Origin of the sequence: Methylobacterium persicinum (assembly GCF_022179525.1) — a bacterium.
GTDB lineage: Bacteria > Pseudomonadota > Alphaproteobacteria > Rhizobiales > Beijerinckiaceae > Methylobacterium > Methylobacterium persicinum.
In genome coordinates this window covers 53,574-76,528 of sequence record NZ_BPQX01000051.1, presented here as the reverse complement: position 1 = coordinate 76,528, position 22,955 = coordinate 53,574, and the positions used below count along the sequence as shown (strand labels likewise).

Sequence of the window (22,955 nt, the reverse complement as noted above, 5' to 3'; positions counted from 1 at the left end):
GTGATCACGGTCCGGGCTTTTCGTTTGGCTCGCTGGCCCCGCCTGTCGAGGCGGGGATACGAAATCAGGCCGCGGTGGCGGGGGTGTTGGCGGCCGAGAACTGGCCCTGATTGGTCTGCGCCTGGGCGGCGGTGGGCAGGCCGGGACGACGACCGGCGCCGGCAACCCGGGGCTTGGGCTTCGGAGCGGCGATCAGCCCCTCGCGGATCGCGGTCTTGCGGGCCTGCTTGCGGGCGCGGCGGACGGCCTCGGCCTTCTCGCGGGCGCGGCGCACGGACGGCTTCTCGTAAGCCTTGCGCTGCTTCATCTCGCGGAAAATGCCCTCGCGCTGCATCTTCTTCTTGAGGACGCGGAGCGCCTGATCGACGTTGTTATCGCGGACGAGTACCTGCAACGGAAAAGATCCTTTGGCCTTAGTCGTGGAACGCGCGGCCAGTCGCCGATGCGTAAACCGACATAATCCCTCACCCGGATCAGGCCGGGAGGGATACCCAAGATCGGTCCACGAATCGGCACGTGGAACGCGCCTTGGTGGGCCTTCTACACCAAGCTCTACCGAGTTCCAAGATGGCCGCCGATGACTTGGCAGTGTCCCGGCGGTTGGGTTCGGTTGGCCTCCCCCCGCGGCGGGATGCTATGAACCACCATGATCGACGACAACGCGCAGCAATTCGCGAGCGACAATTACTCGGGCATCTGCCCGGAGGCCTGGGCCGCGATGGCGAAGGCCAATGCCGGCCATGCGCCGGCCTACGGCGAGGATGCATGGACGAGCCGGGCGGCGGATGCGTTCCGCGCGCTGTTCGAGACGCCGTGCGAAGTCTTCTTCGCTTTCAACGGCACGGCGGCCAATGCGCTGGCCCTGGCTGCCTTGTGCCAATCCTATCACAGCGTGATCTGCGTCGACTCAGCCCATGTCGAAACAGATGAGTGCGGGGCGCCGGAATTCTTCTCCAACGGCTCCAAACTGCTCACCGTCCGCACGGAGGGCGGCAAGCTGACGCCTCAGGCGATCCGCACCTTGGCGACGAACCGCAGTGACATCCATTTCCCCCGGCCGCGAGTCGTGACGATCACCCAGCCTACGGAGACGGGGCAGGTCTACACCCTCGCCGAGATCGGAGCCCTGTCGGACGAGTGCCGCCGGCTTGGCCTCGCCCTCCACATGGATGGGTCGCGTTTCGCAAATGCCTGCGCCAGCCTCGGATGCAGCCCCGCCGACATGACTTGGCGGGCGGGCGTCGATGTCCTCTGCTTCGGCGGCACGAAGAACGGCATGCATGCCGGCGAGGCGGTGGTCTTCTTCGATGCCAAGCTCGCCGAGGATTTCGGCTATCGCTGCAAGCAGGCGGGGCAGCTCGCCTCGAAGATGCGGTTCCTCGCGGCCCCGTGGGTCGGCATGCTGGAAGGCGGCGCGTGGCTTCGCAACGGCGCCCACGGAAACGCCTGCGCCAAGCGCTTTGCCGCGGCGGTGGCCGGACTGCCGGGCGTGCGCAACCTTTTCCCCGTGGAGGCCAACGCCGTCTTCTTGAGCCTGCCGCCCGCGATGGCGGAGGGGCTGCGCGGACGGGGGTGGCGCTTCTACACCTTCATCGGCGGGGGAGCCCGCTTCATGTTCGGGTGGGATGCGCAGCCGGCGCGGGTCGATGCTTTGATCGCCGACCTCCGCTCCTTGGCGGCGGCCGCGGCCTAAGCGGGGCGCCGCCGACCCTTCCCCCTCAGATCAGCGCGAGGTTCGTTGGATCGTTGCCGGGGAAGATGCGTCTCAAGGCGTTCTGGTCGAGGTTGTACAAGCGGCCGAGGAGGCCCGAGAACAAGGACCGGTAGTCGGTCAGCACCGGCCAGTCCCGGTTTTGGAACAGGTGGGCCTCGTCGGCGCGGACCTGCGGCCCGGCAATCCGCCCGCCGCGTACGCCGCCGCCCAGCACCCAGTAGACGGAACCGTGGCCGTGATCGGTGCCCCGCGACCCGTTCTCCCGGAACGTCCGGCCGAATTCCGACAGGACCACCACCACCGTGTCGGACCAAGCCGGCCCAATCTCCTCCACGAAGCCGGCAATGCCCCGGCCGAGTTCGCCGAGGCGGTCGGCGAGGTAGCCCTTGGCCGCCCCCTGGTTAACGTGGGTATCCCAGCCGCCGACATCCACGAAGCCAAGGTTGAAGGTCTCGCGCATCAGCCGCCCGATTCGCCGCGCGGAGAGTTCGAAGCCCTTCGGCGACGTCGCCCCCCGGTCGGCCTGATCGGCGTGGTTCGAAATCGACTGGTAGACCTCGTCACGCACGCGGAACCCTTCCGTGACGGCGGCCGCCATGGGCGTGTCACGGTACATGGCCGCGATCAGCTTGACCTGTCTGTCGTCGATCGCCGGCTTGCCGATTCCGTTGATGCCGATGTTCGGCACCGCCTCATGGCCGCCGCGGAAGATCAGCGGGAGCTGCTCGGTAAAGGCGATCGGACGCACCCGCGTCAGCTCGCCCGCCAGCCGGGCCATGAAGCCGGAATTGTAGTCCCGGGCCGCTCCCACCGTCTGGCCCATTTCGATCGTATCCTGTGTCTCGAAATGGCTGCGGGTCAGGTCGTCGGTCCCGGCGAAGGGAACGAAGGCGGCTTGGCCCTTGGTGAAGAGCGGCAGGATCGTCTCGCGCAGGGCCGGGTGGAGTCCCCAATCCCCGTCGAGCGACAGGGCGTCCTGGCGGGAGACGGCGAGGTTCGGGCGGACGCGGTAGTAGAAGTCGCTGCCCGTGGGGATCACCACGTTGGCGGCATCGTAGGCCCCGCGGAGGAACACGACGAGGAGGCGGGCATCCGCCTTCGGCGCGGCCCAGACACGGCCGGCGACAGTGGAGAGGCCAAGGCCTGCGGCGGATCGGAAGAGGTCGCGACGGTTCATCGGGCGAATTCCGGGGAGGCGAGGTAGAGGGTGTTCCAGTCCTGAGGCGAGATCGCCTGGGCCAGGACCGAGCGAGTCGCCGGGCTGAGGCTGCCTTCCAGGGCGGTGAAGTAGAGGCCGTTGGCCAGGAGCGGGTAGGCCGGGACATCGGGCCCATCCCCGGCGGGCGGCTTAAATAATCCGCCGGGTCCGGAGCCGATCTGCAGGGCGACCTCGAACCGGGCCGCAAACTGGCCCGGCCCCGCCCAGGCGGCGGCGTCGATGGGATACCCGTCCGGAGTCGTGCGGGCGAACAGCCCCTCGCCGAGGCGATGGAGCCATCCGTTGACCGGCCCAGTATTTAGGATCACCCGCCCGTCATAGGCCATGCGCAGAGCCGAGAGGACGAAGCGCATCGGGTCCTTGAATTGGCTGGTCAGGGACGTGCCGAAAGCCGGATCGTGGACAAGGGCGTCCATGACAGCGGCAATGTCGCCATCGGTCCGCGTGAATGTCTCGGCGAGCTTGCGGGAGAGGGCGTCGTCGGGCGGATGGCCGAGATAGTAGGAAGCCAGTGCCCGGGTGACGTTGCGGGCGGTGGCCGGCGCGCGGGCGATCAGGTCGAGGGCTTCCTCGACCTCCGCCCAGCCACGACCGTGGATCTCGCGGCCGAGGAAGACCTTGTCGCCATAGTCGTGGCGGTTCGGGTTGAAAACGAACACCCCGTCCCGCACGAGGTCGGCCTGATGCTCCGGCCGGACCTTTATAACCTCGCGGTTCGGCGCGAGCCCGACGCCGGTTAGGATCCGCGCCAGGGCTTCTACATCCGCCTGGGTGTAGCCGGAGCCGACACCCATCGTGTGCAGCTCCATGATCTCGCGGGCGTAATTCTCGTTGATGTGCCCGGCGGCATTCTCGGCATTGTCGAGGTAGCGCAGCATCGCCGGGTGCCGCAGGGTCGCCTCCAGCAGGTCGCGGAACCGCCCAAGGGCGTGGGGACGGATCGCCGTATCGACGTAATCGCCGATGCCGACGCGGATCATCGCCTTGCCCTGGTGCACGTTGAACCGGTTGAACCAGAACCACGTGAGCCGTTCGCGAACCTGATCGGGCGAGTACAGGGCCCGGAGGATTGTCGCCGAGGTGGCCTGCTGGGCGGCCCCTTGGAGGAGCAGCTGAAAGGATTGATGGGCGTTTTTGCGGGCCTCAGGGTCCGGCTCGGAATCCGCCGCGCGCTTGAACGATTCGAGGTACAGCGTGCGCTCGTAGAGGCTGTCCCGGGGCATCGAGGCGGCGACGGCGGCCTCCGCCTCATGCGGGAGACGCATGCCGACCGGCGGATGCAACTGCTCGCGTAACCATGCGTCGCGACCCTTCGCCCGGAGCTCGACAAAGGAGGAAGGGGAGACACCCCAGGTCAACGCATCGAGGAACGCGACATCTTCGGCCGGGGAAGGGGCTGCGGCGAGGGGAGAAGCCGTCAAAGTCAGCGCGAGCGCCACGACCCAACCCAGCGTCGTGCGGCCGCGACGGGCCGGCCTATGGCCGATCGCCCTGTGGCGCGTCCCATCGCGGCGATCACGCGGGGCGGAGAACGGCGTGTCCGTCGAAAGGTGCGGCATCGTCCCCTATCCCACGCCCACCTCGGGCAGTTCGCGCAGGATGAGAGCCGGGAATGTCCGCGCTGTGTCGGGAAATTTGCGCTTTGTGACAGAGACGGTGCAATCCCTTGGCCGCTCGCTGCGGGCGGGGTAAACCCGGCTCCGACCGCACAGGCGCGACGAAGACCATCCCATGTTGATGCAGACACGAACCGAGGCGCCTCGGGCCGATCCGGTGGCCCGGCGGCGGACCTTCGCCATCATCTCACACCCGGATGCGGGCAAGACCACGCTCACCGAGAAGCTCCTGCTTTTCGGCGGAGCGATCCAGCTCGCCGGCGAGGTGAAGGCCAAGCGCAACCGCGTCTCCACCCGGTCCGACTGGATGGGAATCGAGAAGGAGCGCGGCATCTCCGTCGTCACCTCGGTGATGACGTTCGAATACGGCGACTGCGTCTTCAACCTCCTCGACACGCCCGGCCACGAGGATTTCTCGGAGGATACCTACCGGACCCTCACCGCCGTCGATTCCGCCGTGATGGTGATCGACGCCGCGAAGGGCATCGAGGCGCGCACCCGCAAGTTGTTCGAGGTCTGCCGCCTCCGGGACATCCCGATCGTCACCTTCGTGAACAAGCTGGACCGGGAGGCGCGGGATCCGTTCGACCTTCTAGACGAGATCGAGAAGACGCTGGCGCTCGATGCCGCCCCCGTGACGTGGCCCATCGGCACCGGGCGCAACTTCTCCGGCACGTACGAACTCGGCATGAACCGGGTGCGCCGCCTCGATGCTGCTGACGACGCCGGCACCGTGCCCGTCTCTGGTCCGGAGGATCCCCTCTTCGACGAACTGCTCACAGAGAACGGCGCCGCCGATACGTGGCGGGAGGAGGTTGAACTGGCTCAGGGCGGCTTGAAGGCCTTTGACCTCGACGCCTTCCGGGAGGGCCATCTGACGCCGGTCTTCTTCGGCTCGGCCCTGCGCAATTTCGGCGTGCGCGACCTCATCGACGGTCTCGCCAAGGTCGCACCGGCCCCCCGCGGCCAGGATGCGGACAAGCGCCGGGTGGAGCCGACCGAGGGCCGCATGACCGGCTTCGTCTTCAAGATCCAGGCGAACATGGACCCGAACCACCGGGACCGCATCGCCTTCATGCGGGTCTGCTCCGGCAAGCTGAACCGCGGGATGAAGGCGCGCCTGGTGCGCACCGGTAAGCCGATCTCGCTTTCGGCGCCGCAGTTCTTCTTCGCGCAGGACCGGGCCATCGCCGACGAGGCCTATGCGGGCGACGTCGTCGGCATTCCCAACCATGGCACCCTGCGCATCGGCGACACCCTGACGGAGGGCGAGGACATCGTGTTCCGGGGCGTCCCGAGCTTCGCACCCGAGATTCTTCGGCGGATCAAGCTCACGGACGCGATGAAGGCGAAGAAGCTGCGGGAGGCCCTTCAGCAGATGGGCGAGGAGGGAGTCGTGCAGGTCTTCGTGCCGCATGACGGCAGCCAAGCCATCGTTGGCGTCGTCGGCGCCCTCCAGCTCGATGTGCTGAAGGAGCGGCTTCAGGCGGAATACGGTCTGCCGGTCGATTACGAGACCTCGCGCTTCACGGTGTGCCGCTGGGTTTCGTCGGACTCCGCCGTGGAGCTCGACAAATTCGTGGACAGCCACGGTTCCGCGATGGCCAGAGACCTCGACGGCGCCCCCGTCTTCATGGCCTCGACGGCTTTCTCCCTGCGCTACGAGGAAGAGCGCTATCCGGAGGTGCGCTTCACCGACGTGAAGGATTACCAGAAACGGGCGGAGTGATTTGCCGGGCCGGCGATGGATCTGGGCCGGCTGCTGGTTAAACCGATCGGTCCAATCCGTTCACCTCATTTTGAGGTGTCCGCGCCAGCGGGCCTCGAAGGAGGGCTCCAGGACGCGTTGATCCCTCCGGAGCCCTCCTTCGAGGCGGCTGACGCCGCACCTCAGGATGAGGGCGCGGGTGGGTATCAGGGACGATGCGAGTGGGCGACCTGCCCAGCGCCACTTGTTTGGGCGCGGCCCTAGTATTTCCCGAGCATCGGGAATTCCTGTTCCAGGGTTGACTGCGTGGCGATGGGCGCCTCGCGCTTGCGCGGCTTCCTGTTGATGACCTGCTTCAGCTTGTTTTTCAGCACGGCGATGTCGAATGGCTTCAGGATGAACGCATCCGCCCCGGCTTGGTGAGCGAGGTTGATGTCCTCGAAGTCGAAGGACGACTCGGTCAGGATGAAGGGCGTGTTCATCAGGGTGTCGTCGCCGCGGATCTCCCGCAACAGGGACAGCCCGTCCATCGGCTCCATGTTGAGGTCGGAGATGACGAGGGCGTAACGGCGCTGCCGCATCTTCTCGAGGGCTTCCGGCCCACTCGAGACGCCGTCCACATCCGGAAACCCGATCCGCGACATGAGCATCGCCACGAGGCGCAAAAGCTTCTCCTGCTCGTCCACGATGAGGATCGGCGGATGTTCAATGGGCTCGCTCATGGAACCTCAGACGAAGAGATGGTCGATGCCCTGACGGGACATCAAGTCGGCCTGAAGCGCCATCGCCAGGCTGAGGATTGCAGAAGTTTTCGGCGTCCCGCGCTGGAACATTGGCAACAGATTCGCCTTCGAATACAATACGTCGTTGCTACTGCTGCGCTGCGAACACTTAAAGGAGTGCACAAACTCCCTCTTGGCAATCTCACGCCACTCACAGATCTGCACATCGCGATGGCGCTGGTCCGCATTGATTCGGCTGAACGTTTCCTCAACGGAGTTGCGTTCGCCCTCGATGACCTGTGCGGCAAAGTTGTTCTCAATGATCAACAGGCTCGTGATCACCGCGAACTCGTTCTTTTTCTGCGCCACTCGCGTGATATCATCGATCTGCGCCGAACGCTTGGCCGGGTCCGACGACAAGGTCAAGCGCGAGAAGTAGATGATATGGACGAGGCTTGTCCGTTTCGCTCGCATTCCCTGGGTCCGAATTTCCCGGCCGGACGGTCATCCGCTTGTCGCCGATGACACCGGATATCATCGTCGAGGTGCCATAACGCCTCGTAAATGTTCCGAGCTAAAGAATCGCTTTACGCCACAGCGATGCGCGGCCACCGAGCAATTTTTACCGGCCTGAACGATTCTGCCTAGCCCCGAAACCCATCGTAAGACGAAGTTTCGCTAAACTCACCAACGTTCTCAACACCTTAGATTTGGCACGGAGGTTGCGGCGCCCATTTGTTGCGTGGGCCGTCCCGCAGGGATCGAATTGCCATGGATATCTTCTCGGCGTTGCAGACTTCGGTCTCTGGACTTCAGGCGCAGTCTTACGCGATCAGTAATATTTCCGGGAACATCGCTAACTCCCAGACGACCGGGTATAAGCGCGTCGACACCAGTTTCATCGATCTGATGGCCGAGCAGCCGGCGAAACGCGCCGTGGCGGGCACCGTGCTGGCGCAGGCGCAGCTCACCAACACCATCCAGGGCAACGTGGTCTCGTCGCAGGTCGCGACCAACATGGCGATCAACGGCCAGGGCTTCTTCACGGTCGTGCAGAAGATCGGTGACGCCAACGGCCAGCCCACCTTCGGCTCCCAGACCCTGTTCACCCGGCGGGGTGATTTCTCCCCTGACAAGGACGGCTACCTCGTCAACGGCGCCGGCGACTATCTGCAGGGCCAGAACATCGATGCCGCCACCGGGCAGGCCACGAGCACCGGCCTCGTCAAGATCGCCAACTCGACCCTGCCCGCGAAGGCGACGGCGACGATCAACTACACGGCGAACCTTCCCGCCACGCCGACGACGACCAATTCGCAGACCACCGGGTCCGACCTCTATGTGCCGGCCGACCCGAACTCCGTCGTCACGCCGACCTCGACGGGAACCCCGACCCAGGTCGCCGTCGGGGATGCGAGCAACTTCGTCAACAACAGTATCGCCGGCCCGGCAGTCACCGCCTACACCGCATCGGGCGCCCCCGTGACGGTCACGACCCGCTGGGCGAAGATTCAGGATATCAACACCACGGCCACGCCGCCGGTCACCAGTTCGGTTTGGAACCTCTACTATCAGTCCGACACGACCGCGTCGGCCACGAAGAGCGCCTGGACGAATGTCGGCTCGGCCTTCACCTTCGACACGGCCGGTCAGTTGACCAACCCGACCACGGGGACACTCGCGATCCCTAACCTGACGGTGAGCGGCACCAACCTCGGCACCGTGAACCTGACCTACGGCACGACGGGCCTGACCCAATATGCCGACAGCACCGGGGCTGCGACGACGAACTCGCTGACCCAGGACGGCTACACATCCGGAACGCTCGCCAGCGTGGCGGTGACGTCGGACGGCAAGATCAACGGCACCTATACGAACGGATCCGTGGTTCCCGTCGCCACCGTCGGTTTCGCCCGGTTCACCAACCCGGATGGGTTAAAGGCAGACACCAACGGCCATTATGCGCAGACGGTCGATTCCGGCTCTCCGCTGGCCGGCCTCGCCAGCACCACGCTGGTCGGCGAGAGCAACGAGCAATCGAATACCGACATTGCGTCGGAATTTTCAAAGATGATCGTAACCCAGCAGGCCTACTCTGCGAACACGCGCGTTATGTCGACCGCGCAAACGATGATGAGCGACCTGCTGAACGTGATCCGGTGACCGGCAGACCGGATCCGACCATGACCGATCTGCCGGCCGTTAGGGACGGGCGGGCCCCGGTGGCCCGACCGACACCGCGTTTTAGGAAAGGGCCGCGGCCGTGAGCCTCGATGCGATCTGGACCTCAACGGCGGGACTGAAAGCCACCCAGGCGGCGATCAACATCGTCTCGCAGAACGTCGCGAATGCCGGCACGGCGGGGTATGTCCGTCGCACGATCGATACCGTCTCGACGGCTCCGGGCAACACCGGCATCGGCGTCGGCACGGTGACGCGCAGCTTCGATGCCGCCGCACTGAAGCAGCTTCGCTCCGAGACAGCCGGCGCCGCCTATACCTCGACGCGCTCCAACATCACGGCGCAGCTCGACAAGCTCTACGGCACGCCAGGAACATCTACGGCCCTCGACGGCACCTTCAACACCTTCACGGAATCCCTGCAGGAGCTGACGGCGAGCCCGACATCGGCCGCGGCCCGGAGCACCGTCCTCAGCAACGCGGCGACGCTGGCGACGCAGATCAACAGCGCGGCCTCGACGGTCCAGAACCTGCGTACTGGTATCGAAAGCCAGCTCGGCACCGATACGGCTGTGGCCAGCTCGCTCCTCCAGAATATCGCGAGCCTCAACTCGAAGATCCAGAACACCACGGACGATTCGTCCAAGGCGGACCTCCAGGACCAGCGCGATCAGGCGATCAACAACCTGTCGAGCTACATGGATGTGTCCACCGTGGATCAGCGCGACGGGACGGTCACGGTCCTCACCGGCTCGGGCGTCACGCTGGTGGACCGTGGCAACGCGGCGACGCTCAGCTTCGATGGGCACGGGACCCTCGACGCCTCGTCGAGCTACTCGACCGATGCGAGCAAGCGCACCGTCGGCACGATCACCGTGAATACGCCGGGCGGGGCCAAGATCGACCTCGGCGCCCCGGGCGCCATTCGCTCCGGCTCATTGGCCGCACAGCTCGAGTTGCGGGACGTGACGCTGCCGCAGGCGCAGCGCCAGCTCGACGACCTCGCAGCGGGTCTCGCCACCTCCCTCAGCAACAAGACGGTGACCGGGACGACGGGGACGAACACCGTCCAGATGGACATCAGCGGCATCCAGGCCGGCAACACGCTGACGATTCCCGTCACCTTCGGCGATGGCAGCGTGCGCAACGTCACGCTGGTCGCCTCGAATTCCGCCACGACGGGCGTCGATCCGGCCCTGACGACGGATTCGAGCGGCTATGCGCAGACCTTCGACATCTCAGGGGGCCCGACCACGTATCAGGCCTCGATCTCCGCGGCCCTGACGGCGCTCAGCAGCAACGCCGCGCAGAAGCAGTTCAAGAATATCCCATCCCTGACGGCATCCGTCTCGGGGACCAGCGTAACCTTCACCGGCGGCACGAACACGACGGTGTCTGGCGGCAGCGCCAGCATCACCGTGCCGACCGGCGTCAGCGACTTCACCACCGGCTACCCCAACCAAACCGCCGTGTTCACCGACGGCGTGAATACCCTCTACACGGGGAGCGTCGACAAGGGCGCGCAGCTCACCGGCTTCGCGCAGCGGCTCACGGTGAACCCTGTGCTGCAAAGCAACTCGTCGTTTCTGACCTCCTCCGGCCCATCGGACACCACCACCTCCGGGGCCCGGGGGCAGGCGATCTTCACGGCGCTGACATCGACGCAGCAGACGTTCTCCTCGGCCAGTGGAATCGGCGGGTTCTCCGCGCCGTACCACGCCTCCGTCGCCCAGTTCACGCAGGACATCATCTCCGCCCAGGGCGCCTCTGCGAGCGCCGCCAAGTCCAGTGACGACACGCAGCAGGTGGCACTCTCCACGGCCCAGAGCCGGTTCTCGACCGAAGCGGGCGTGAACATCGATGCGGAGATGTCGAACCTGATCGCCCTTCAGACCGCCTATGGCGCGAATGCCCGCGTGCTCACCGCCGCCCGCGACATGCTCAATCAGCTGCTGCAGATCTGATGACCACCATCACCCCCTTCGCGGCCGGCAGCTATGCCACGAACCGCACGATCACCCAGCTGACTTCGCTGAAGTCGCAGCTGAACGATCTGTCCGGGCAGCTGACCTCGGGCCTCACGGCGCAGAGCTACGGCGGCCTTGGTACCGGGCGGACCACGGCCCTGTCCGCGCAGGCCTCGATCAGCGCCCTCACCGGCTACGGAGCGGTGATCGACACCGCCCAGACCCGCGCGAAGCTCGGCACAACCAGCCTCTCGGAGGTCGTCACCGTGGCGACCGACACCAACACCACCCTCCAGAACGGGCTGCAGAGCACCTCGTCCAACATGCAGGCGGCGAAGTCCACGGCACTCAACAATCTGAATGCCGCGCTCGATGCGCTCAATCAGTCCGATGGAAGCGTCTACCTGTTCGGCGGCACCAAGGGTTCGGTCGCCCCGGTGGTCGATGCGAACACCATCCTCAACGGGACCACGGACAGCAGCGGCAACAAGCTGGACGGCCTCACGACCCTGGTATCGGATCAGGTGACGGCGGATCTCGGGCCGGCGCCGGCCTCGAACGGTTGGCTGACGCAGACCAACGGCACCACCACGGTCAGCCTTACGGAAGGGCCATACGCCCGTCGGACCGGTGCGGCTGGGGCCTTCGGCTATTCACTCTCCAATATCACGGCGAGCAACCCGACCTCCCTCGCCGTGACCTCGTCGGGGAGTCCCGTGACCTACACCGTCGGGGTGAACGCGCAGCCGAATGCCGGCGACACGCTTACCGTCACCCTCGGCCTCCCGGACGGGACCAGCACGGCCTTCACGCTCACGGCCTCCGCCGGCAGCGCCGACCCGACCGCGACCTCATCATTCGCCATCGGAAGTACGCCGGCGCAGACCGCGACCAACCTTCAGACGACGCTGAAGAACGCCCTGGCGAATTCCGCCGGCTCGACGCTGACGGCCAACGCCGCCGCCCGCGTCAGCAAGGATTTCTTCGCCGCCTCGACCGATGCGGGCACCACGCCGCGCCGCGTCTATACCGATCCCGCGACCGGTGGCCCGACCTACACCTATCCGACCACCACCCCCGCGACGACGGTCAAGCAATCCGTCGTCTGGTATAAGGGCGAGAGCGGCCCCGATACCACGGCCCGCGCCTCGCAGACCTATCAGGTCGGATCGAGCGCCACGATCCAGTTGGGCGCCAGGGCGAACGAGACCCCGATCCAGAACGTCTTGGCGGGGCTCGCCACCGTCGCCCTCGGCATCCCGTCCGGCTCGACCGCTAACGCCAGCGACGCCTATCAGGCGGTCGTGAACGAGGCGACGCCGTTACTGGCCTCGGCCAAGAGCGGCCACAGCGTGCAGGACATCACCACCGATTTCAGCCTCGCTTCTGCGCGTATGTCCTCGGCTGCCACGGCGAACACCGCTCAGCAGAACACCCTTCAGAACACAGTGGACGGCATCGAGCAGGCCTCGACGGAGGAGGTCGCCACGAGGCTAATGGATCTGCAGACCCGCCTGCAGGCAAGCTATCAGATCACAGCTTCGCTCTCGAAGTTGTCACTGGTGAACTACATCACCTGAGGTAAAGCCACGCTTGGTGGTTCCCGGTGCTCGATCCGGAGCCTATTGGTCCTGTTCTCTCATGGGGCTAGGTCCATAGTGTCGCCGCTTTTACGGCGCGTCTACAAGCGTCGCACGCTCGGGTTTGGGCCGTATCGTGCCGGAGCAGCCTCCATTCCGGCGCGCGGCACCGAGCGATCATTGTTCTCGGGGTGTCAGCATGTCGTGTCACCTGCCTGTCGAAGAGATCCGCCGCCTCGCGGCAGCCGGCAAGATCGGGGCAATCGTGGTCGCTGAACAAGTCATCGACACGCATGCGGCCGGCTTCGCCGACAGGTTTGAGCGGTCCGTCGCGCTCGATGCGCTGCTGCGCGACCTCGCCCGCCTGCGCCGGCGGGAGCCTCACCTCGATGAGTTCATCACCGAGGTCGAGGGATATATCGACGGGCTTCACCGCGACCTCGACCGGCTCGCAGCATGATGAACCGGTCGATCCTCGTCCTCGTGGCCTGCTGCGCGGGCGCCACCGGCGCATCGGCGCTCGACCTCGATTTGGCGAAGATCGGGCCGACCATGGAAGCCTGCCCCGGCAAGGCGGGCTTCGTGCGCATGCCGGGTTCCCACAACTGCACCCGCCTCACCGGACGGGTGGCAGCCGGGGTCGATGCCCGGGCCGGGGCCGGCGGCGCGGCGGCGGCTCCGGTCGTGGCTGGACGGATCGCCGTCGACAACCGGGCGCAGACGGACCTGGGCGAGGTCCGCACCTATGTGCGCGTCGGCAACGGCCGCCGATAGAGCCTTATCCGCCGAAGTCGTGCCGGTTCGGCGGAGGAAAATGCGGTGAAGCCGACGCTCCAAAGCGGCTTCGGAAATCCTTGGATCGCGAGCTATCCGTCATTGCGAGCGAAGCGAAGCAATCCAGGGCAGCGGGACATCTCAGAACTGAGCGGATCCCTGGGCTGCTTCACTTCGCTCGCAATGGCCGTGGTGATGAGGTGATCCAAGTCTTCCGGTAAACGCTCTAACGGCGGCCGTCACCCGTTCACAGCGATCGCGACATCACGAGGGGGGCGGTGCCGGCGTTTCGTCCGTAGGGCGATGGGGATGCGTTGCCCTTGCCGTAACCGGCAGGCGCCCGGGATTTGGCGAGATCGTCAGCCAGATTGCGGATCAACCCTTCGCAGACCGTCCGCGCGGCCGAGAGGACGGCTTGGTTCGCCTCGACGGCGGCGGTGAAAGCACGGTGGGCGGCGCTCAGCGTTTCGACCCCCTGCGGATGGAGGCGGACCAGCGCGACGGCGTTGGCCTTGGCGATTTCCAGGCCCTTCATGTAGGCCGCGGCGAGGGCGGCCTTCGGTTCGGCCGCCACCACGCCTTCCTTGAGGCGTCCGGCGCGAATGTGCGTCGCCTCCTCGTCAAGCACGGTGCCGAGCTGTCTCATGTCGTCGAGGACCCGCAGGATCAGCGCCTCGGCGCCCGCGCGGTCGACGATCCGGAGCGGTTCAGGCGCCGACATTGGTGGCTCCCTGCATCTTCATCATTTCGTGGAACACCGAATCGGCGATGCCGACCCCGCCGCTCTGCACGATCTTATTCGCGTATTCCTTCGTCAGCATTGAACGATAGACTCCGCCACCGGTCCCGTTCTCGCCCAAAGGTCCATCCGTCCCCTCGGATTGGGTCATCCGGTCGAGGCTGTTCTCAAGGAACATCTTCTCGAAATCCGTTGCGGTCTTCTTGGCCTTCGCCGTGCTGGCGCTGCCGAGGCTCGCCGCCGACGTGTCCTCGGTGCCACCCCCCGTGATGGCCTTTCCGATCCCGATGGCGGCGCTCGCCGCGATGCTGGCTAGCTGCAACATGTGCTTCCCCCTCACATGAGTTCGATATCGGCCTGCAGCGCTCCTGCAGACTTGATGGCTTGAAGGATGGAGATGAGATCCCGCGGGCCGACGCCGAGGGCGTTGAGCCCGTCCACGAGGTCCCGAAGGCTGACGCCTTCCTTCACGAGGGCCAGCTTGTTGCCGTCCCCCGTGTCGACCTTCACCCCGGTGCGCGGCACCACCACGGTCTGGCCGTTGGAGAGCGGCGCCGGCTGGCTGACCTGGGGTTGCTCGGTGATCGTGACGGTGAGGTTGCCCTGGGCGATGGCGACGGTGGAGACCCGCACGTCCCGCCCCATGACGATGATGCCGGACCGCTCGTCGACGACGACCCGGGCGGCCTGATCCGGCTCGACCTTCAGCTGCTCCACCTCCGTGACCAGCTTCATCATATTGCCGTGGTAGCGGGCCGGGATCTGGATCGTCACCGTCGCCGGGTCGGTGGGCTCGGCCGTGTCGGAGCCCATGAAGTCGTTGATCGCTGCGGCGATCCGCTTGGAGGTGGTGAAGTCGGGGTTGCGCAGGGACAGGCGCAGGGACCGTGCGTCGTTCAGCTTGAACGCGATCTCACGCTCGATATTCGCGCCGTTGGAGATACGCCCATTGGTCGGCACGCCGCGGGTGATCTTGGCGGCGTCGCCCTCCGCCGAGAAGCCGGCGATGGCGATGGAGCCCTGGGCCAGCGCGTAGACCTCACCATCCGCCCCCAGGAGCGGGGTCACGAGCAGCGTACCGCCCTGGAGGGACTTCGCATCGCCGAGCGACGAGACGGTGACGTCGATCCGCGTCCCCTGGGCCGCGAAGGGCGGCAAATTCGCCGTGACCATGACGGCCGCGAGGTTTTGCGTGCGCATGGTGGCGCCGCGGGTGTTCACCCCGAGCCGTTCCAGCATGGCCTGGAGCGACTGCTTGGTGAACGGAATGTTGTTCAGCGTATCCCCAGTGCCGTTGAGGCCCACGACGATGCCGTAGCCCACGAGCTGGTTCTGCCGCACGCCCTCTATGGAGGCGAGATCCTTCACCCGCGACAGGGCGAAGGCCGGCGCTGCGTAGGCCACCAGCGTGAGCATGGCAGCGACGAGGACCGGTATCAGGCGGGACGTCGGGTGGCGTGAATGCATGCCGGGTTCAAGCGATGGCGGGGCCTGCCTCCCCCACGCCAGGGCCGTGCCACCCAGCACATTAATCTAACGTGCTGGTTTCATTTCGGTTTTATAATAGCCCATTAATCCGGAGGTCCGGCCTTTCCTGCCGACCCGGCAGCTTCTGCCGGCCCGTTTACTCCCACTTAACTATGCAGGGCCGAGTGTCGGTCTCGCCCCCAACCCCCGGTGAAGTGACGATGCGCGTCGAGACACGCCAGCCGATTTGGACGACAAGCAGCGTCCCGGCCGCGCGGCGCGATGACTCGCGCACGTTCAGCCTCGATCCCGCGCCGTCCGCGCCCGCTCACACCTCGGCGCCCGCGGCCGCGGCCAGCCTGGCCGGGCTGGATGCGATGCTGCTCCTGCAAACCGAAGCCGAGACGCCGCGCGAACGCCGCCGCCGTGCCGCCCGCCGCGGCCACGAACTCCTGGATGGCCTCGACCGGCTCAAGGCGGCGATCCTCGGGGGGCGCGTCGGCACAGGGGAGTTGCGCGCCGTGGCCTCTCGCCTCGCCGAGCGGGCGGGCTCTTCCGGCGATCCCCGGCTCGACGGCCTGATGGCGGAGATCGAACTCCGGACGGCGGTGGAGCTCGCCAAACTGGAGATGCGCCGGGGCGCATGACCCCTTCCCCCGGCGTCGGGGGGGTCGTTTATGGGTCCAGCCCGTCGGCAATCCGTTGCGCCTTCCGCCGGGCCTCGACCCGGGCGACCGAGTACACCGAGGCCTCATAGAGGATCAGCATCGGCACCGCGAGCGACAGCTGCGAAATCACGTCCGGCGGAGTCAGGATCGCTGCCGCGACGAAGACCAGCACGATGGCATAGCGGCGTTTTTCCCGGAGAAACTTGGCGTCGATCAGCCCGATCTGTCCACACAGCGTCAGGATGACGGGAAGCTGGAATGCGATGCCGAAGGCAAAGATCAGCGTCATGATGAGCGACAGGTACTCATCGACCTTGGGCAGAAGCTTGATCGTCGGTTCGCCTGCCACGCCCACCTGCTGGAGCGAAACCGAGAACTTGATCAGCAGCGGCATCGCCAGGAAGAACACGACGAGGGCGCCGAGCAGGAAGAAGATCGGCGTCGCCACGAGATAGGGCAGGAAGGCCTTGCGCTCGTTGCGGTAGAGGCCCGGCGCGACGAAGGCGTAGATCTGCGTGGCGATGACCGGAAACGCCAGGAAGGCGGCGCCGAAGACGCTCAGCTTGATGTTGGTGAAGACCTGTTCGAGGAAGTGCGTGGCGATGAGTTCGGCGTTCTGCGCCCCGACGATGGAGACGTAGGGGTAGACCAGCACGTTGTAGATGTCGCGCGAGAAGAAGAAGCACACAAAGAACGTCAGCACGAACGCGATCAACGATTTGATCAGGCGCGCGCGCAGCTCGATCAGATGTTCGAGGAGCGGGGCGCGCGACGCCTCGATTTCGGCCTCGTCGGCCTCGGTGATCATTGTGCGGCCGTCTCGTTGCGGGTGGGCGCGGACTCAGGTGACGGTGTCCCATACGGGTCGTCCACCGAGCCGGGAAGGGGGAGGGGCGCGTCATGCCCCGGCATACCCTGCTTGGATTCCCGCTCCGCCTTCAGCTTGGCCGTCGCGTCGGCGAGGCTGCGGGGCTTGGGCGGCGGGGGAGGGGCCGGCGCCGAGGGCGGGGCCTGAATGGTCTGTTCCGGTTTGGGCGGCCCGAAGACTTCGGTCGATGTCTCGGATGCGACGGCAGGCAGCGCGGGGGTCTCGACCTTCGGAGCGCGACCTTCGACCGCGCCACGGAGCTCATCCCGGATCGTCTGGACAGGATTGAAGGCGGACCCGCCGCGCAAAGTATCGCGGATCCCGTCGACCTCCTTACGAACGTCGTCGAGTTCCGCCTCGCGGATCGCCTCGTTGAACTGCATCTGAAACTCGCCGGCCATCCGGCGGAGCTTGGACGTCACCTGCCCCACCGTGCGCAGGGCCTTCGGCAGATCCTTCGGCCCGATGACGATGAGGGCGACGCCGCCGATCAGCATCACCTCGCCCCAGCTCATATCCAGCATGTCGTCGAAGGTCCTGCGGTCGTGGAAGCGGCCCGGTGGCCCGGACCCCGCACGCCGTGAAACGGGCGCGTGTGCCCTGACGGTCTCCGGAAAACGCTCAGATCGTCTTGTGCTCGCCACCCGGCAGATGGCTTGCCGGAACAGCGGTGCCGGGGCTGGTCTCGGCGGTGTGGGGGATGGTCCGTACCGGCTGCTGCGGCTGCGGCGGCACGACAGGCTGCGCGGGCGGCGGCGTCTCGTCCTCGGCCATGCCCTTCTTGAAGGCTTTGATGCCCTTGGCGACGTCGCCCATCAGATCGGACACTTTTCCGCGCCCGAAGAGCAACATCACGATGACCGCGACGATGACCCAGTGCCAGATGCTCATGCTACCCATGACGACCTCCTGCGCTCCGCTTGGCCCGAGGGCCATGCGACCGGAGCACCCACGTCCATTGAGGAATTTCCCGCGAACCTAGGGAGGCCGCCTCCGGAACACAAGCGCAAGCGGTGTCCGGGAGGGTGACGACGGTGGAGGGCTGCGACCCGCGGGTCAGGCCGCTTGCGCGAATGCCGCCGCGAAACGGGCCCGCGCCTCGGGCAGGTCGAGCCCGTCGCCGAGGCTCACGAGGCGGGCCATCGCGGCGTCCGCGCGCTTGGCCGCGTCGCCTGCCAGCAGGGGCGTACCCTCGCAGACGGCGCGCATTTCCCCTGCGTCGCCATTGCAATGGAGCGCGATATCGACCCCTGCGGCGAAGGCGGCTTCGGCTCGGTTCCGGAACGGTCCGGTCAGGGCCTGCATCGACAGGTCGTCGGTCATGAGCAGGCCGCCAAAGCCGATCTCGCGACGGATCACGTCGCGGATGATCACGGGCGATTGTGTCGCGGGTCGATCCGGGTCGATCGCCGTGAAGACGACGTGGGCGCTCATCGCCATGGGCAGGTCGGCGAGCATGCGGAACGGCGCGAAATCCCGGCCGCGCAGTTCGTCGAGCCCGGCCTCGACCACCGGCAGGCTCTTGTGGCTGTCACAGGTGGCACGGCCGTGACCTGGCATGTGCTTGATGACGGGCAGGACGCCCCCGGCCATCAGCCCCTCGGCGACTGCGCGGCCGATCGCCACGACCTCGTCCGGGCTCGTGCCGTAGGCGCGATCTCCGATGATGTCGTCGGATCCCGGCGATGGGACGTCGAGGACCGGGGCGCAATCGACGTTGATGCCGACATCTGCCAGGTCGTGGGCGATGAGCCGGGCGCCGAGGCGGGCGACGGCGGCGCCGGATCCGTCGAGGCGCCCGTAGCTGCCGCCGGACGGATATTTCGGCCAATGGGGCGGCCCCATGCGCTGCACCCGGCCGCCCTCCTGGTCGATCAGGATCGGCGCGTCGGCCCTTCCGAGGCACTCCCGCAGGGTTGCCGTCAGGGCGCGCACTTCGTCCGGCGTGCCGATGTTGCGCTTGAACAGGATGAAGCCCCACGGCTGCGCATCGCGGAAGAAGGCCGCCTCCTCCGTGGAGAGGCTCTTGCCGGCGCATCCGAGAATCAGGGCGCGGGAGGTCATCGGTGAGCGTTCCGGAACAAGGGGGCCGGGATGGCGAATCGGGGCTGAGAAGGTCACGCGGGACGGGCGCACCTTCAAGGCGGAACCTCCGCGGGAGCGCGGAGGTCAGCGCCGTGGTGGGCCGGTGTTGCCGGCCGGACTCAGGCAGATTACTGGGTCAGACGCGTCACGGCCTTGTGGAAGGCAAGCGGGAGCCTCAGAGCTCCGCGGCGGCGGAACTCAGTTCCGGGCCACGAAACACTGGCCGCCCTCACCTTGCAGCGAGGAGCAGAGGCTCGACGCCTCCTCCTTCGACAGGGGTCCGACACGCACGCGGAACAGCGTCTTGCCGTTGACCTCGGCCTGCCGGATCAGCTCCGGCTTACCCGAAAGCTGGCTGTACTTGGCCTGCAACTGGCGGAAGGCGTTGTGCGCGTCGCCCGCGGAGTTGCGCACGCCGAGTTGCACGGAAAAGCCGCTGACCGGAGTGGTCGTATCCACTGCGGCGGTGGTGGCCTGCGTCGTCTCCGGGCTCGCGGCCTGTAGCGACTCGGGCGACACCGAAGCGATCCGCTGCGGCGCCTTCTTGACCACGGCGACCGGCTTGGCGGGCTTGGGTGCCGGCTCCGCGACGGGTTCGGCGGCGGCCGGCATCGCGGTCGGGACCGGGGACGCATCGGCCTGACGGATCGGCTTGGCCGGCCGCGCCGGGGCGGCGATTGGAGAAGGTGCGGGCGGAGTGGCGTCGGCCGACGTATCCGAGCCCGGGAGAACCATGGTCGGGACCGGCGACGGTGCGGCCTCGGCCGGCGCCGGCGGGGGAGCCGGAGGAGCCTCGGGCTTCACGGAGACGGTGCGGACCCGGCGGGGCTCGCCGAACGCTTCGAACGGGCCGTTGCCCGGGGTCGTGCCCTGAGCGGACGGCGTCCCCCCGGCGGCGCGGGCCGCCTCGGTCACGTCAAGGGGCTGCTCCTCCCGGTTCACGACCTTGATCTGCCCGCTATCCTTGCTGGTGGCATTACGGTCGTAGATCTGGCGGTTCTGATCGGGGATCTCAACACCGTCGGCCACCTTCGGGGCGACCTTCAGGGGTGTCGTATCGGCTTGCACGACAGGCACGGACCCGTCCTTGCCGGTGTGCAGGCTCTTGTAGGTCAGGGCGCCCGTCACCGCGATGGCGACAACGGCGAGTCCAGCCCCTACCGACGCGAACCGGCGCCGCGGCGCGGCCCGGCGAAGCGAACGGGCATCGTCATAGGATTCGTCTGCATCCGGCGCCACTTCGGCGGCCGGATAGGACGGCATGTCGCGCTCTACGGAGGCGAGATACTGGTCGAAGGCGTCGGCCGGGGTGACGCGGGCGGGTTCTTCCGGCGCAAAGTGCGGCTCCGGGCGGGCGGCCCAGCCGGCGTCATGGGCGAGGGGAACCTCCTTCACCGGGGACGGGCGCACGTTGTCGCGGGCGGCGAGCAGCGCGCGGAAGGGATCGTCCTGCCCGACGATGCGGGCCAGTTCGGCCAGGGGATCCGGCTTCGCGGCCTTCGGCGCACCGTCATCGTGACGCAGATCGCGCGCAAGTGCTTCCAGATCGATCTGAGCGCGCGACGCGTTCGTCATGGCAGCTTCCTCAACCAGTGGCGGATCGGTCCGTGACCGATACGATTTGGGCTAGCGCATCTCGTCCGGCGCACTCACCCCGAGGAGGCTGAGACCGTCGGCCAACACCGATCGAACGGCCTCGACGAGCGCCAACCTCGCCCATGTGGACTTTCGATCGGTTGCATTAACAAATCGTAATTGCGGCAAGTCTTTGCCCTTGTTCCAGAAACCGTGAAGTGAGGCAGCGATTTCATACAGATGAAACGCGATCCGGTGCGGTTCGTGGGCCAGGGCGGCCGATTCGATCACCCGCGGGTACTGAGCAACCAGCCTCATCATTTCCGCCTCGCCCGAATCGGCCAGGAGCGCGAGGTCGGCCTCCGCCAGGAGCGCCTGGGGGGACATGTCGGCGTCGGGAAAAGCCTCCCGCGCCTGACGCTGCACCGAACGGACGCGGGCATGGGCGTACTGCACGTAAAAGACCGGGTTGTCCTTCGACTGTTCTACCACTTTCGCCAGGTCGAAATCGAGAGTCGCGTCGTTCTTGCGGAATAGCATCATGAAGCGGATCGCGTCGCGGCCGACTTCGTCGATCACGTCGCGCAGGGTCACGAACTCGCCGGCACGCTTGCTCATCTTCACCGGCTCGCCGGCGCGCAGCAGCCGCACCAATTGGCACAGCTTGACTTCGAGCACGGCCTTGCCGTCGCTGACCGCCTTCACGGCGGCCTGCATGCGCTTCACATAACCGCCGTGGTCGGCCCCGAGGACATCGATGATCTCTTCGGCGCCGCGGAGCACCTTCTCCCGGTGATAGGCAATATCGGCCGCGAAATAGGTGAAGCTGCCGTCCGATTTCAGCAGCGGCCTGTCGGTATCGTCGCCGAAATCCTTGGTGCGGAACAGCGTCTGCTCCCGGTCCTCCCAATCCTCGGGGAGCTGACCCTTGGGCGGGGGAAGCCGGCCCTCGTAGACGAGACCGCGCTTGCGCAGATCCTCCAGCAGGGCGCCGACCGCGCCGCTGTCGTGCAGCTTGCGTTCCGAGAAGAACACGTCGTGCCGGATACCGATGGCAGCAAGATCCTGGCGGATCATGTCCATCATCATCGCCACCGAGATGTCGCGGATGGCGGGTAGCCATTCCGCCTCCGCCATGTCGAGGAGGGCACGCCCGTGCTCCCGCGCCAGGGCCTCACCCACCGGCTTCAGGTAGTCGCCCGGATACAGGCCCTCGCCAATGGCGAAGGGCTCGCCGAGCGCCTCGCGGTAGCGCTGGTAGGCGGAGCGGGCGAGGACATCCACCTGCGCGCCCGCGTCGTTGATGTAGTATTCCCGCGTGACCTGCCGCCCCGCCGCGACGAGGAGGCTCGCCAGCGCATCGCCGAACACCGCCCCGCGGCCGTGGCCCACATGCATGGGGCCGGTCGGGTTGGCGGAAACATACTCCACATTGACCGGCCCGCCCGGCAGCCGCGCCCGGCCGAAGCCGGCGGGATCGGCGAGCACCGCGCGCACCACGTCGTGGAACACGCCGGGCTTGAGGCGCATGTTGATGAAGCCGGGCCCCGCGAGGGAGACCTCCGCCACTCGCGGGTCGGCTCGCAGCTCGTCGGCGAGGGCTTCGCCCAGCGCCCGCGGGTTCGTCTTCGCGTCCTTGGCGAGGACCAAGGCGGCGTTGGTGGCGAGGTCGCCGTGCGAGGGATCGCGCGGCGGCTCGACGACCACGCGGCCGAAATCGAGCCCGCCGGGCAGCGAACCCTTCCGGGTGAGGGCGTCCAAGCCTTCGCGCACGCGCGCCTCGAACTGGGCGAAGATGTTCATTCCAAATCGTCTCAGAGCTTCGTCCCGGCGCGTCGGCACGCCGGGACAGGGCCGTTATGGCAGGGGGTCGGCGCGGGGTGCCACGTCCCCGGCAGCATGGCGCCGGAAGCCGGCCGATTCACGACGCGGCGTCCACAATTGCGTGCGGTGCACTGCCGAACGCCCCGCCGCATAGCAAGGGCTGGCGCCCCTGTCACCGACCGCCCCGCGGTACGGGTTTGTCGTGGCGCGTGACGAATCAAGACGAGGCGGGCAGCTTGGCCAAAAACG

22 protein-coding genes are annotated in these 22,955 nt (G+C 66.8%); 8 read left to right on the top strand and 14 right to left on the bottom strand.

Annotation, left to right across the window (positions count from 1 at the left end; all coding sequences use genetic code 11):
* Positions 1 to 64: 64 nt before the first annotated feature.
* Positions 65 to 394 carry a 30S ribosomal protein S21 gene (gene rpsU / locus MFF22_RS19735; protein WP_238251463.1) on the bottom strand — a complete coding sequence of 110 codons (330 nt, stop codon included), beginning with the start codon at positions 392 to 394 and terminating at the stop codon, positions 65 to 67.
* Positions 395 to 646: 252 nt separating this feature from the next.
* Here rpsU and MFF22_RS19730 point away from each other — a divergent pair, with 252 nt between their 5' ends.
* A complete protein-coding gene (locus MFF22_RS19730) occupies positions 647 to 1,693 on the top strand; it encodes a threonine aldolase family protein (protein WP_238251460.1) in 1,047 nt (348 codons plus the stop codon).
* Between the two features lie 25 nt (positions 1,694 to 1,718).
* Here MFF22_RS19730 and MFF22_RS19725 read toward each other — a convergent pair whose 3' ends face one another.
* A complete protein-coding gene (locus tag MFF22_RS19725) occupies positions 1,719 to 2,891 on the bottom strand; it encodes a DUF1501 domain-containing protein (RefSeq protein ID WP_238251458.1) in 1,173 nt (390 codons plus the stop codon).
* Positions 2,888 to 4,492, bottom strand: coding sequence for a DUF1800 domain-containing protein (locus tag MFF22_RS19720; RefSeq protein ID WP_238251456.1), 1,605 nt, complete (start codon positions 4,490 to 4,492; stop codon positions 2,888 to 2,890). The genes MFF22_RS19725 and MFF22_RS19720 overlap by 4 nt, the downstream gene beginning before the upstream one ends.
* Before the next feature lie 172 nt (positions 4,493 to 4,664).
* Here MFF22_RS19720 and MFF22_RS19715 point away from each other — a divergent pair, with 172 nt between their 5' ends.
* Positions 4,665 to 6,278 carry a peptide chain release factor 3 gene (locus tag MFF22_RS19715; RefSeq protein WP_238251454.1) on the top strand — a complete coding sequence of 538 codons (1,614 nt, stop codon included), beginning with the start codon at positions 4,665 to 4,667 and terminating at the stop codon, positions 6,276 to 6,278.
* Between the two features lie 239 nt (positions 6,279 to 6,517).
* Here MFF22_RS19715 and MFF22_RS19710 read toward each other — a convergent pair whose 3' ends face one another.
* Complete coding sequence (locus MFF22_RS19710) at positions 6,518 to 6,979, bottom strand: response regulator (RefSeq protein WP_238251453.1); 462 nt, start codon at positions 6,977 to 6,979, stop codon at positions 6,518 to 6,520.
* A gap of 6 nt (positions 6,980 to 6,985) precedes the next feature.
* Positions 6,986 to 7,453, bottom strand: coding sequence for a BLUF domain-containing protein (locus tag MFF22_RS19705; RefSeq protein WP_238251452.1), 468 nt, complete (start codon positions 7,451 to 7,453; stop codon positions 6,986 to 6,988).
* 297 nt (positions 7,454 to 7,750) lie between these two features.
* Here MFF22_RS19705 and MFF22_RS19700 point away from each other — a divergent pair, with 297 nt between their 5' ends.
* The 5 genes from MFF22_RS19700 (at position 7,751) to MFF22_RS19680 (ending at position 13,480) form a co-directional block, all read left to right on the top strand.
* Entirely contained in the window at positions 7,751 to 9,142 is a 1,392-nt protein-coding gene (locus MFF22_RS19700) for a flagellar hook protein FlgE (RefSeq protein WP_238251450.1), read from the top strand.
* Between the two features lie 100 nt (positions 9,143 to 9,242).
* A complete protein-coding gene (gene flgK, locus MFF22_RS19695; RefSeq protein ID WP_238251440.1) occupies positions 9,243 to 11,123 on the top strand; it encodes a flagellar hook-associated protein FlgK in 1,881 nt (626 codons plus the stop codon).
* Entirely contained in the window at positions 11,123 to 12,706 is a 1,584-nt protein-coding gene (locus MFF22_RS19690) for a flagellin (RefSeq protein ID WP_238251438.1), read from the top strand. The genes flgK and MFF22_RS19690 overlap by 1 nt, the downstream gene beginning before the upstream one ends.
* A gap of 199 nt (positions 12,707 to 12,905) precedes the next feature.
* Positions 12,906 to 13,166 carry a hypothetical protein gene (locus MFF22_RS19685; RefSeq protein ID WP_238251436.1) on the top strand — a complete coding sequence of 87 codons (261 nt, stop codon included), beginning with the start codon at positions 12,906 to 12,908 and terminating at the stop codon, positions 13,164 to 13,166.
* Entirely contained in the window at positions 13,163 to 13,480 is a 318-nt protein-coding gene (locus MFF22_RS19680; RefSeq protein WP_238251434.1) for a hypothetical protein, read from the top strand. The genes MFF22_RS19685 and MFF22_RS19680 overlap by 4 nt, the downstream gene beginning before the upstream one ends.
* A 247-nt stretch (positions 13,481 to 13,727) precedes the next feature.
* On the opposite strand, the gene MFF22_RS19675 is transcribed toward MFF22_RS19680, so the two are convergent.
* The 3 genes from MFF22_RS19675 to MFF22_RS19665 are packed head-to-tail and all read right to left on the bottom strand — an operon-like array spanning position 13,728 to position 15,686.
* The gene (locus MFF22_RS19675) at positions 13,728 to 14,201 is read right to left on the bottom strand and encodes a hypothetical protein (protein WP_238251432.1); all 474 of its coding nucleotides are present in this window, start codon (positions 14,199 to 14,201) and stop codon (positions 13,728 to 13,730) included.
* Positions 14,188 to 14,544 carry a rod-binding protein gene (locus MFF22_RS19670; RefSeq protein ID WP_238251423.1) on the bottom strand — a complete coding sequence of 119 codons (357 nt, stop codon included), beginning with the start codon at positions 14,542 to 14,544 and terminating at the stop codon, positions 14,188 to 14,190. The genes MFF22_RS19675 and MFF22_RS19670 overlap by 14 nt, the downstream gene beginning before the upstream one ends.
* 11 nt (positions 14,545 to 14,555) lie before the next feature.
* The gene (locus tag MFF22_RS19665) at positions 14,556 to 15,686 is read right to left on the bottom strand and encodes a flagellar basal body P-ring protein FlgI (RefSeq protein WP_370877513.1); all 1,131 of its coding nucleotides are present in this window, start codon (positions 15,684 to 15,686) and stop codon (positions 14,556 to 14,558) included.
* 221 nt (positions 15,687 to 15,907) lie between these two features.
* On the opposite strand from MFF22_RS19665, the gene MFF22_RS19660 reads away from it, so the two are divergent.
* Complete coding sequence (locus tag MFF22_RS19660; RefSeq protein ID WP_238251421.1) at positions 15,908 to 16,333, top strand: flagellar assembly protein FliX; 426 nt, start codon at positions 15,908 to 15,910, stop codon at positions 16,331 to 16,333.
* A 28-nt stretch (positions 16,334 to 16,361) separates the two neighbouring features.
* Here the strand turns inward: MFF22_RS19660 and tatC are convergent, their stop codons facing one another.
* The 6 genes from tatC to argS form a co-directional block, all read right to left on the bottom strand.
* Positions 16,362 to 17,162 (bottom strand): twin-arginine translocase subunit TatC, encoded by an 801-nt coding sequence (gene tatC / locus MFF22_RS19655; RefSeq protein WP_238251419.1) that lies wholly within the window; start codon positions 17,160 to 17,162, stop codon positions 16,362 to 16,364.
* Positions 17,159 to 17,746, bottom strand: a complete 588-nt coding sequence (gene tatB / locus MFF22_RS19650; RefSeq protein ID WP_238251411.1) for a Sec-independent protein translocase protein TatB — start codon at positions 17,744 to 17,746, stop codon at positions 17,159 to 17,161. The genes tatC and tatB overlap by 4 nt, the downstream gene beginning before the upstream one ends.
* Before the next feature lie 97 nt (positions 17,747 to 17,843).
* Positions 17,844 to 18,122, bottom strand: a complete 279-nt coding sequence (locus MFF22_RS19645) for a twin-arginine translocase TatA/TatE family subunit (protein WP_238251403.1) — start codon at positions 18,120 to 18,122, stop codon at positions 17,844 to 17,846.
* 156 nt (positions 18,123 to 18,278) lie between these two features.
* The gene (gene nagZ / locus MFF22_RS19640) at positions 18,279 to 19,286 is read right to left on the bottom strand and encodes a beta-N-acetylhexosaminidase (RefSeq protein WP_238251401.1); all 1,008 of its coding nucleotides are present in this window, start codon (positions 19,284 to 19,286) and stop codon (positions 18,279 to 18,281) included.
* A gap of 219 nt (positions 19,287 to 19,505) precedes the next feature.
* Positions 19,506 to 20,882 carry an SPOR domain-containing protein gene (locus MFF22_RS19635; RefSeq protein ID WP_238251399.1) on the bottom strand — a complete coding sequence of 459 codons (1,377 nt, stop codon included), beginning with the start codon at positions 20,880 to 20,882 and terminating at the stop codon, positions 19,506 to 19,508.
* Between the two features lie 51 nt (positions 20,883 to 20,933).
* Positions 20,934 to 22,685: an arginine--tRNA ligase gene (argS, locus tag MFF22_RS19630; RefSeq protein ID WP_238251397.1), complete on the bottom strand. Its 1,752-nt coding sequence runs from the start codon at positions 22,683 to 22,685 to the stop codon at positions 20,934 to 20,936.
* Positions 22,686 to 22,955 lie beyond the last annotated feature (270 nt).

Coding starts and splice junctions, on each gene's coding strand:
- MFF22_RS19730 (WP_238251460.1), top strand. CDS start 647: ATGATCGACGACAACGCGCAGCAATTCGCGAGCGACAATTACTCGGGC.
- MFF22_RS19725 (WP_238251458.1), bottom strand. CDS start 2,891: ATGAACCGTCGCGACCTCTTCCGATCCGCCGCAGGCCTTGGCCTCTCC.
- MFF22_RS19720 (WP_238251456.1), bottom strand. CDS start 4,492: ATGCCGCACCTTTCGACGGACACGCCGTTCTCCGCCCCGCGTGATCGC.
- MFF22_RS19715 (WP_238251454.1), top strand. CDS start 4,665: ATGTTGATGCAGACACGAACCGAGGCGCCTCGGGCCGATCCGGTGGCC.
- MFF22_RS19710 (WP_238251453.1), bottom strand. CDS start 6,979: ATGAGCGAGCCCATTGAACATCCGCCGATCCTCATCGTGGACGAGCAG.
- MFF22_RS19705 (WP_238251452.1), bottom strand. CDS start 7,453: ATGCGAGCGAAACGGACAAGCCTCGTCCATATCATCTACTTCTCGCGC.
- MFF22_RS19700 (WP_238251450.1), top strand. CDS start 7,751: ATGGATATCTTCTCGGCGTTGCAGACTTCGGTCTCTGGACTTCAGGCG.
- MFF22_RS19690 (WP_238251438.1), top strand. CDS start 11,123: ATGACCACCATCACCCCCTTCGCGGCCGGCAGCTATGCCACGAACCGC.
- MFF22_RS19685 (WP_238251436.1), top strand. CDS start 12,906: ATGTCGTGTCACCTGCCTGTCGAAGAGATCCGCCGCCTCGCGGCAGCC.
- MFF22_RS19680 (WP_238251434.1), top strand. CDS start 13,163: ATGATGAACCGGTCGATCCTCGTCCTCGTGGCCTGCTGCGCGGGCGCC.
- MFF22_RS19675 (WP_238251432.1), bottom strand. CDS start 14,201: ATGTCGGCGCCTGAACCGCTCCGGATCGTCGACCGCGCGGGCGCCGAG.
- MFF22_RS19670 (WP_238251423.1), bottom strand. CDS start 14,544: ATGTTGCAGCTAGCCAGCATCGCGGCGAGCGCCGCCATCGGGATCGGA.
- MFF22_RS19665 (WP_370877513.1), bottom strand. CDS start 15,686: ATGCATTCACGCCACCCGACGTCCCGCCTGATACCGGTCCTCGTCGCT.
- MFF22_RS19660 (WP_238251421.1), top strand. CDS start 15,908: ATGCGCGTCGAGACACGCCAGCCGATTTGGACGACAAGCAGCGTCCCG.
- tatC (WP_238251419.1), bottom strand. CDS start 17,162: ATGATCACCGAGGCCGACGAGGCCGAAATCGAGGCGTCGCGCGCCCCG.
- tatB (WP_238251411.1), bottom strand. CDS start 17,746: ATGCTGGATATGAGCTGGGGCGAGGTGATGCTGATCGGCGGCGTCGCC.
- MFF22_RS19645 (WP_238251403.1), bottom strand. CDS start 18,122: ATGGGTAGCATGAGCATCTGGCACTGGGTCATCGTCGCGGTCATCGTG.
- nagZ (WP_238251401.1), bottom strand. CDS start 19,286: ATGACCTCCCGCGCCCTGATTCTCGGATGCGCCGGCAAGAGCCTCTCC.
- MFF22_RS19635 (WP_238251399.1), bottom strand. CDS start 20,882: ATGACGAACGCGTCGCGCGCTCAGATCGATCTGGAAGCACTTGCGCGC.
- argS (WP_238251397.1), bottom strand. CDS start 22,685: ATGAACATCTTCGCCCAGTTCGAGGCGCGCGTGCGCGAAGGCTTGGAC.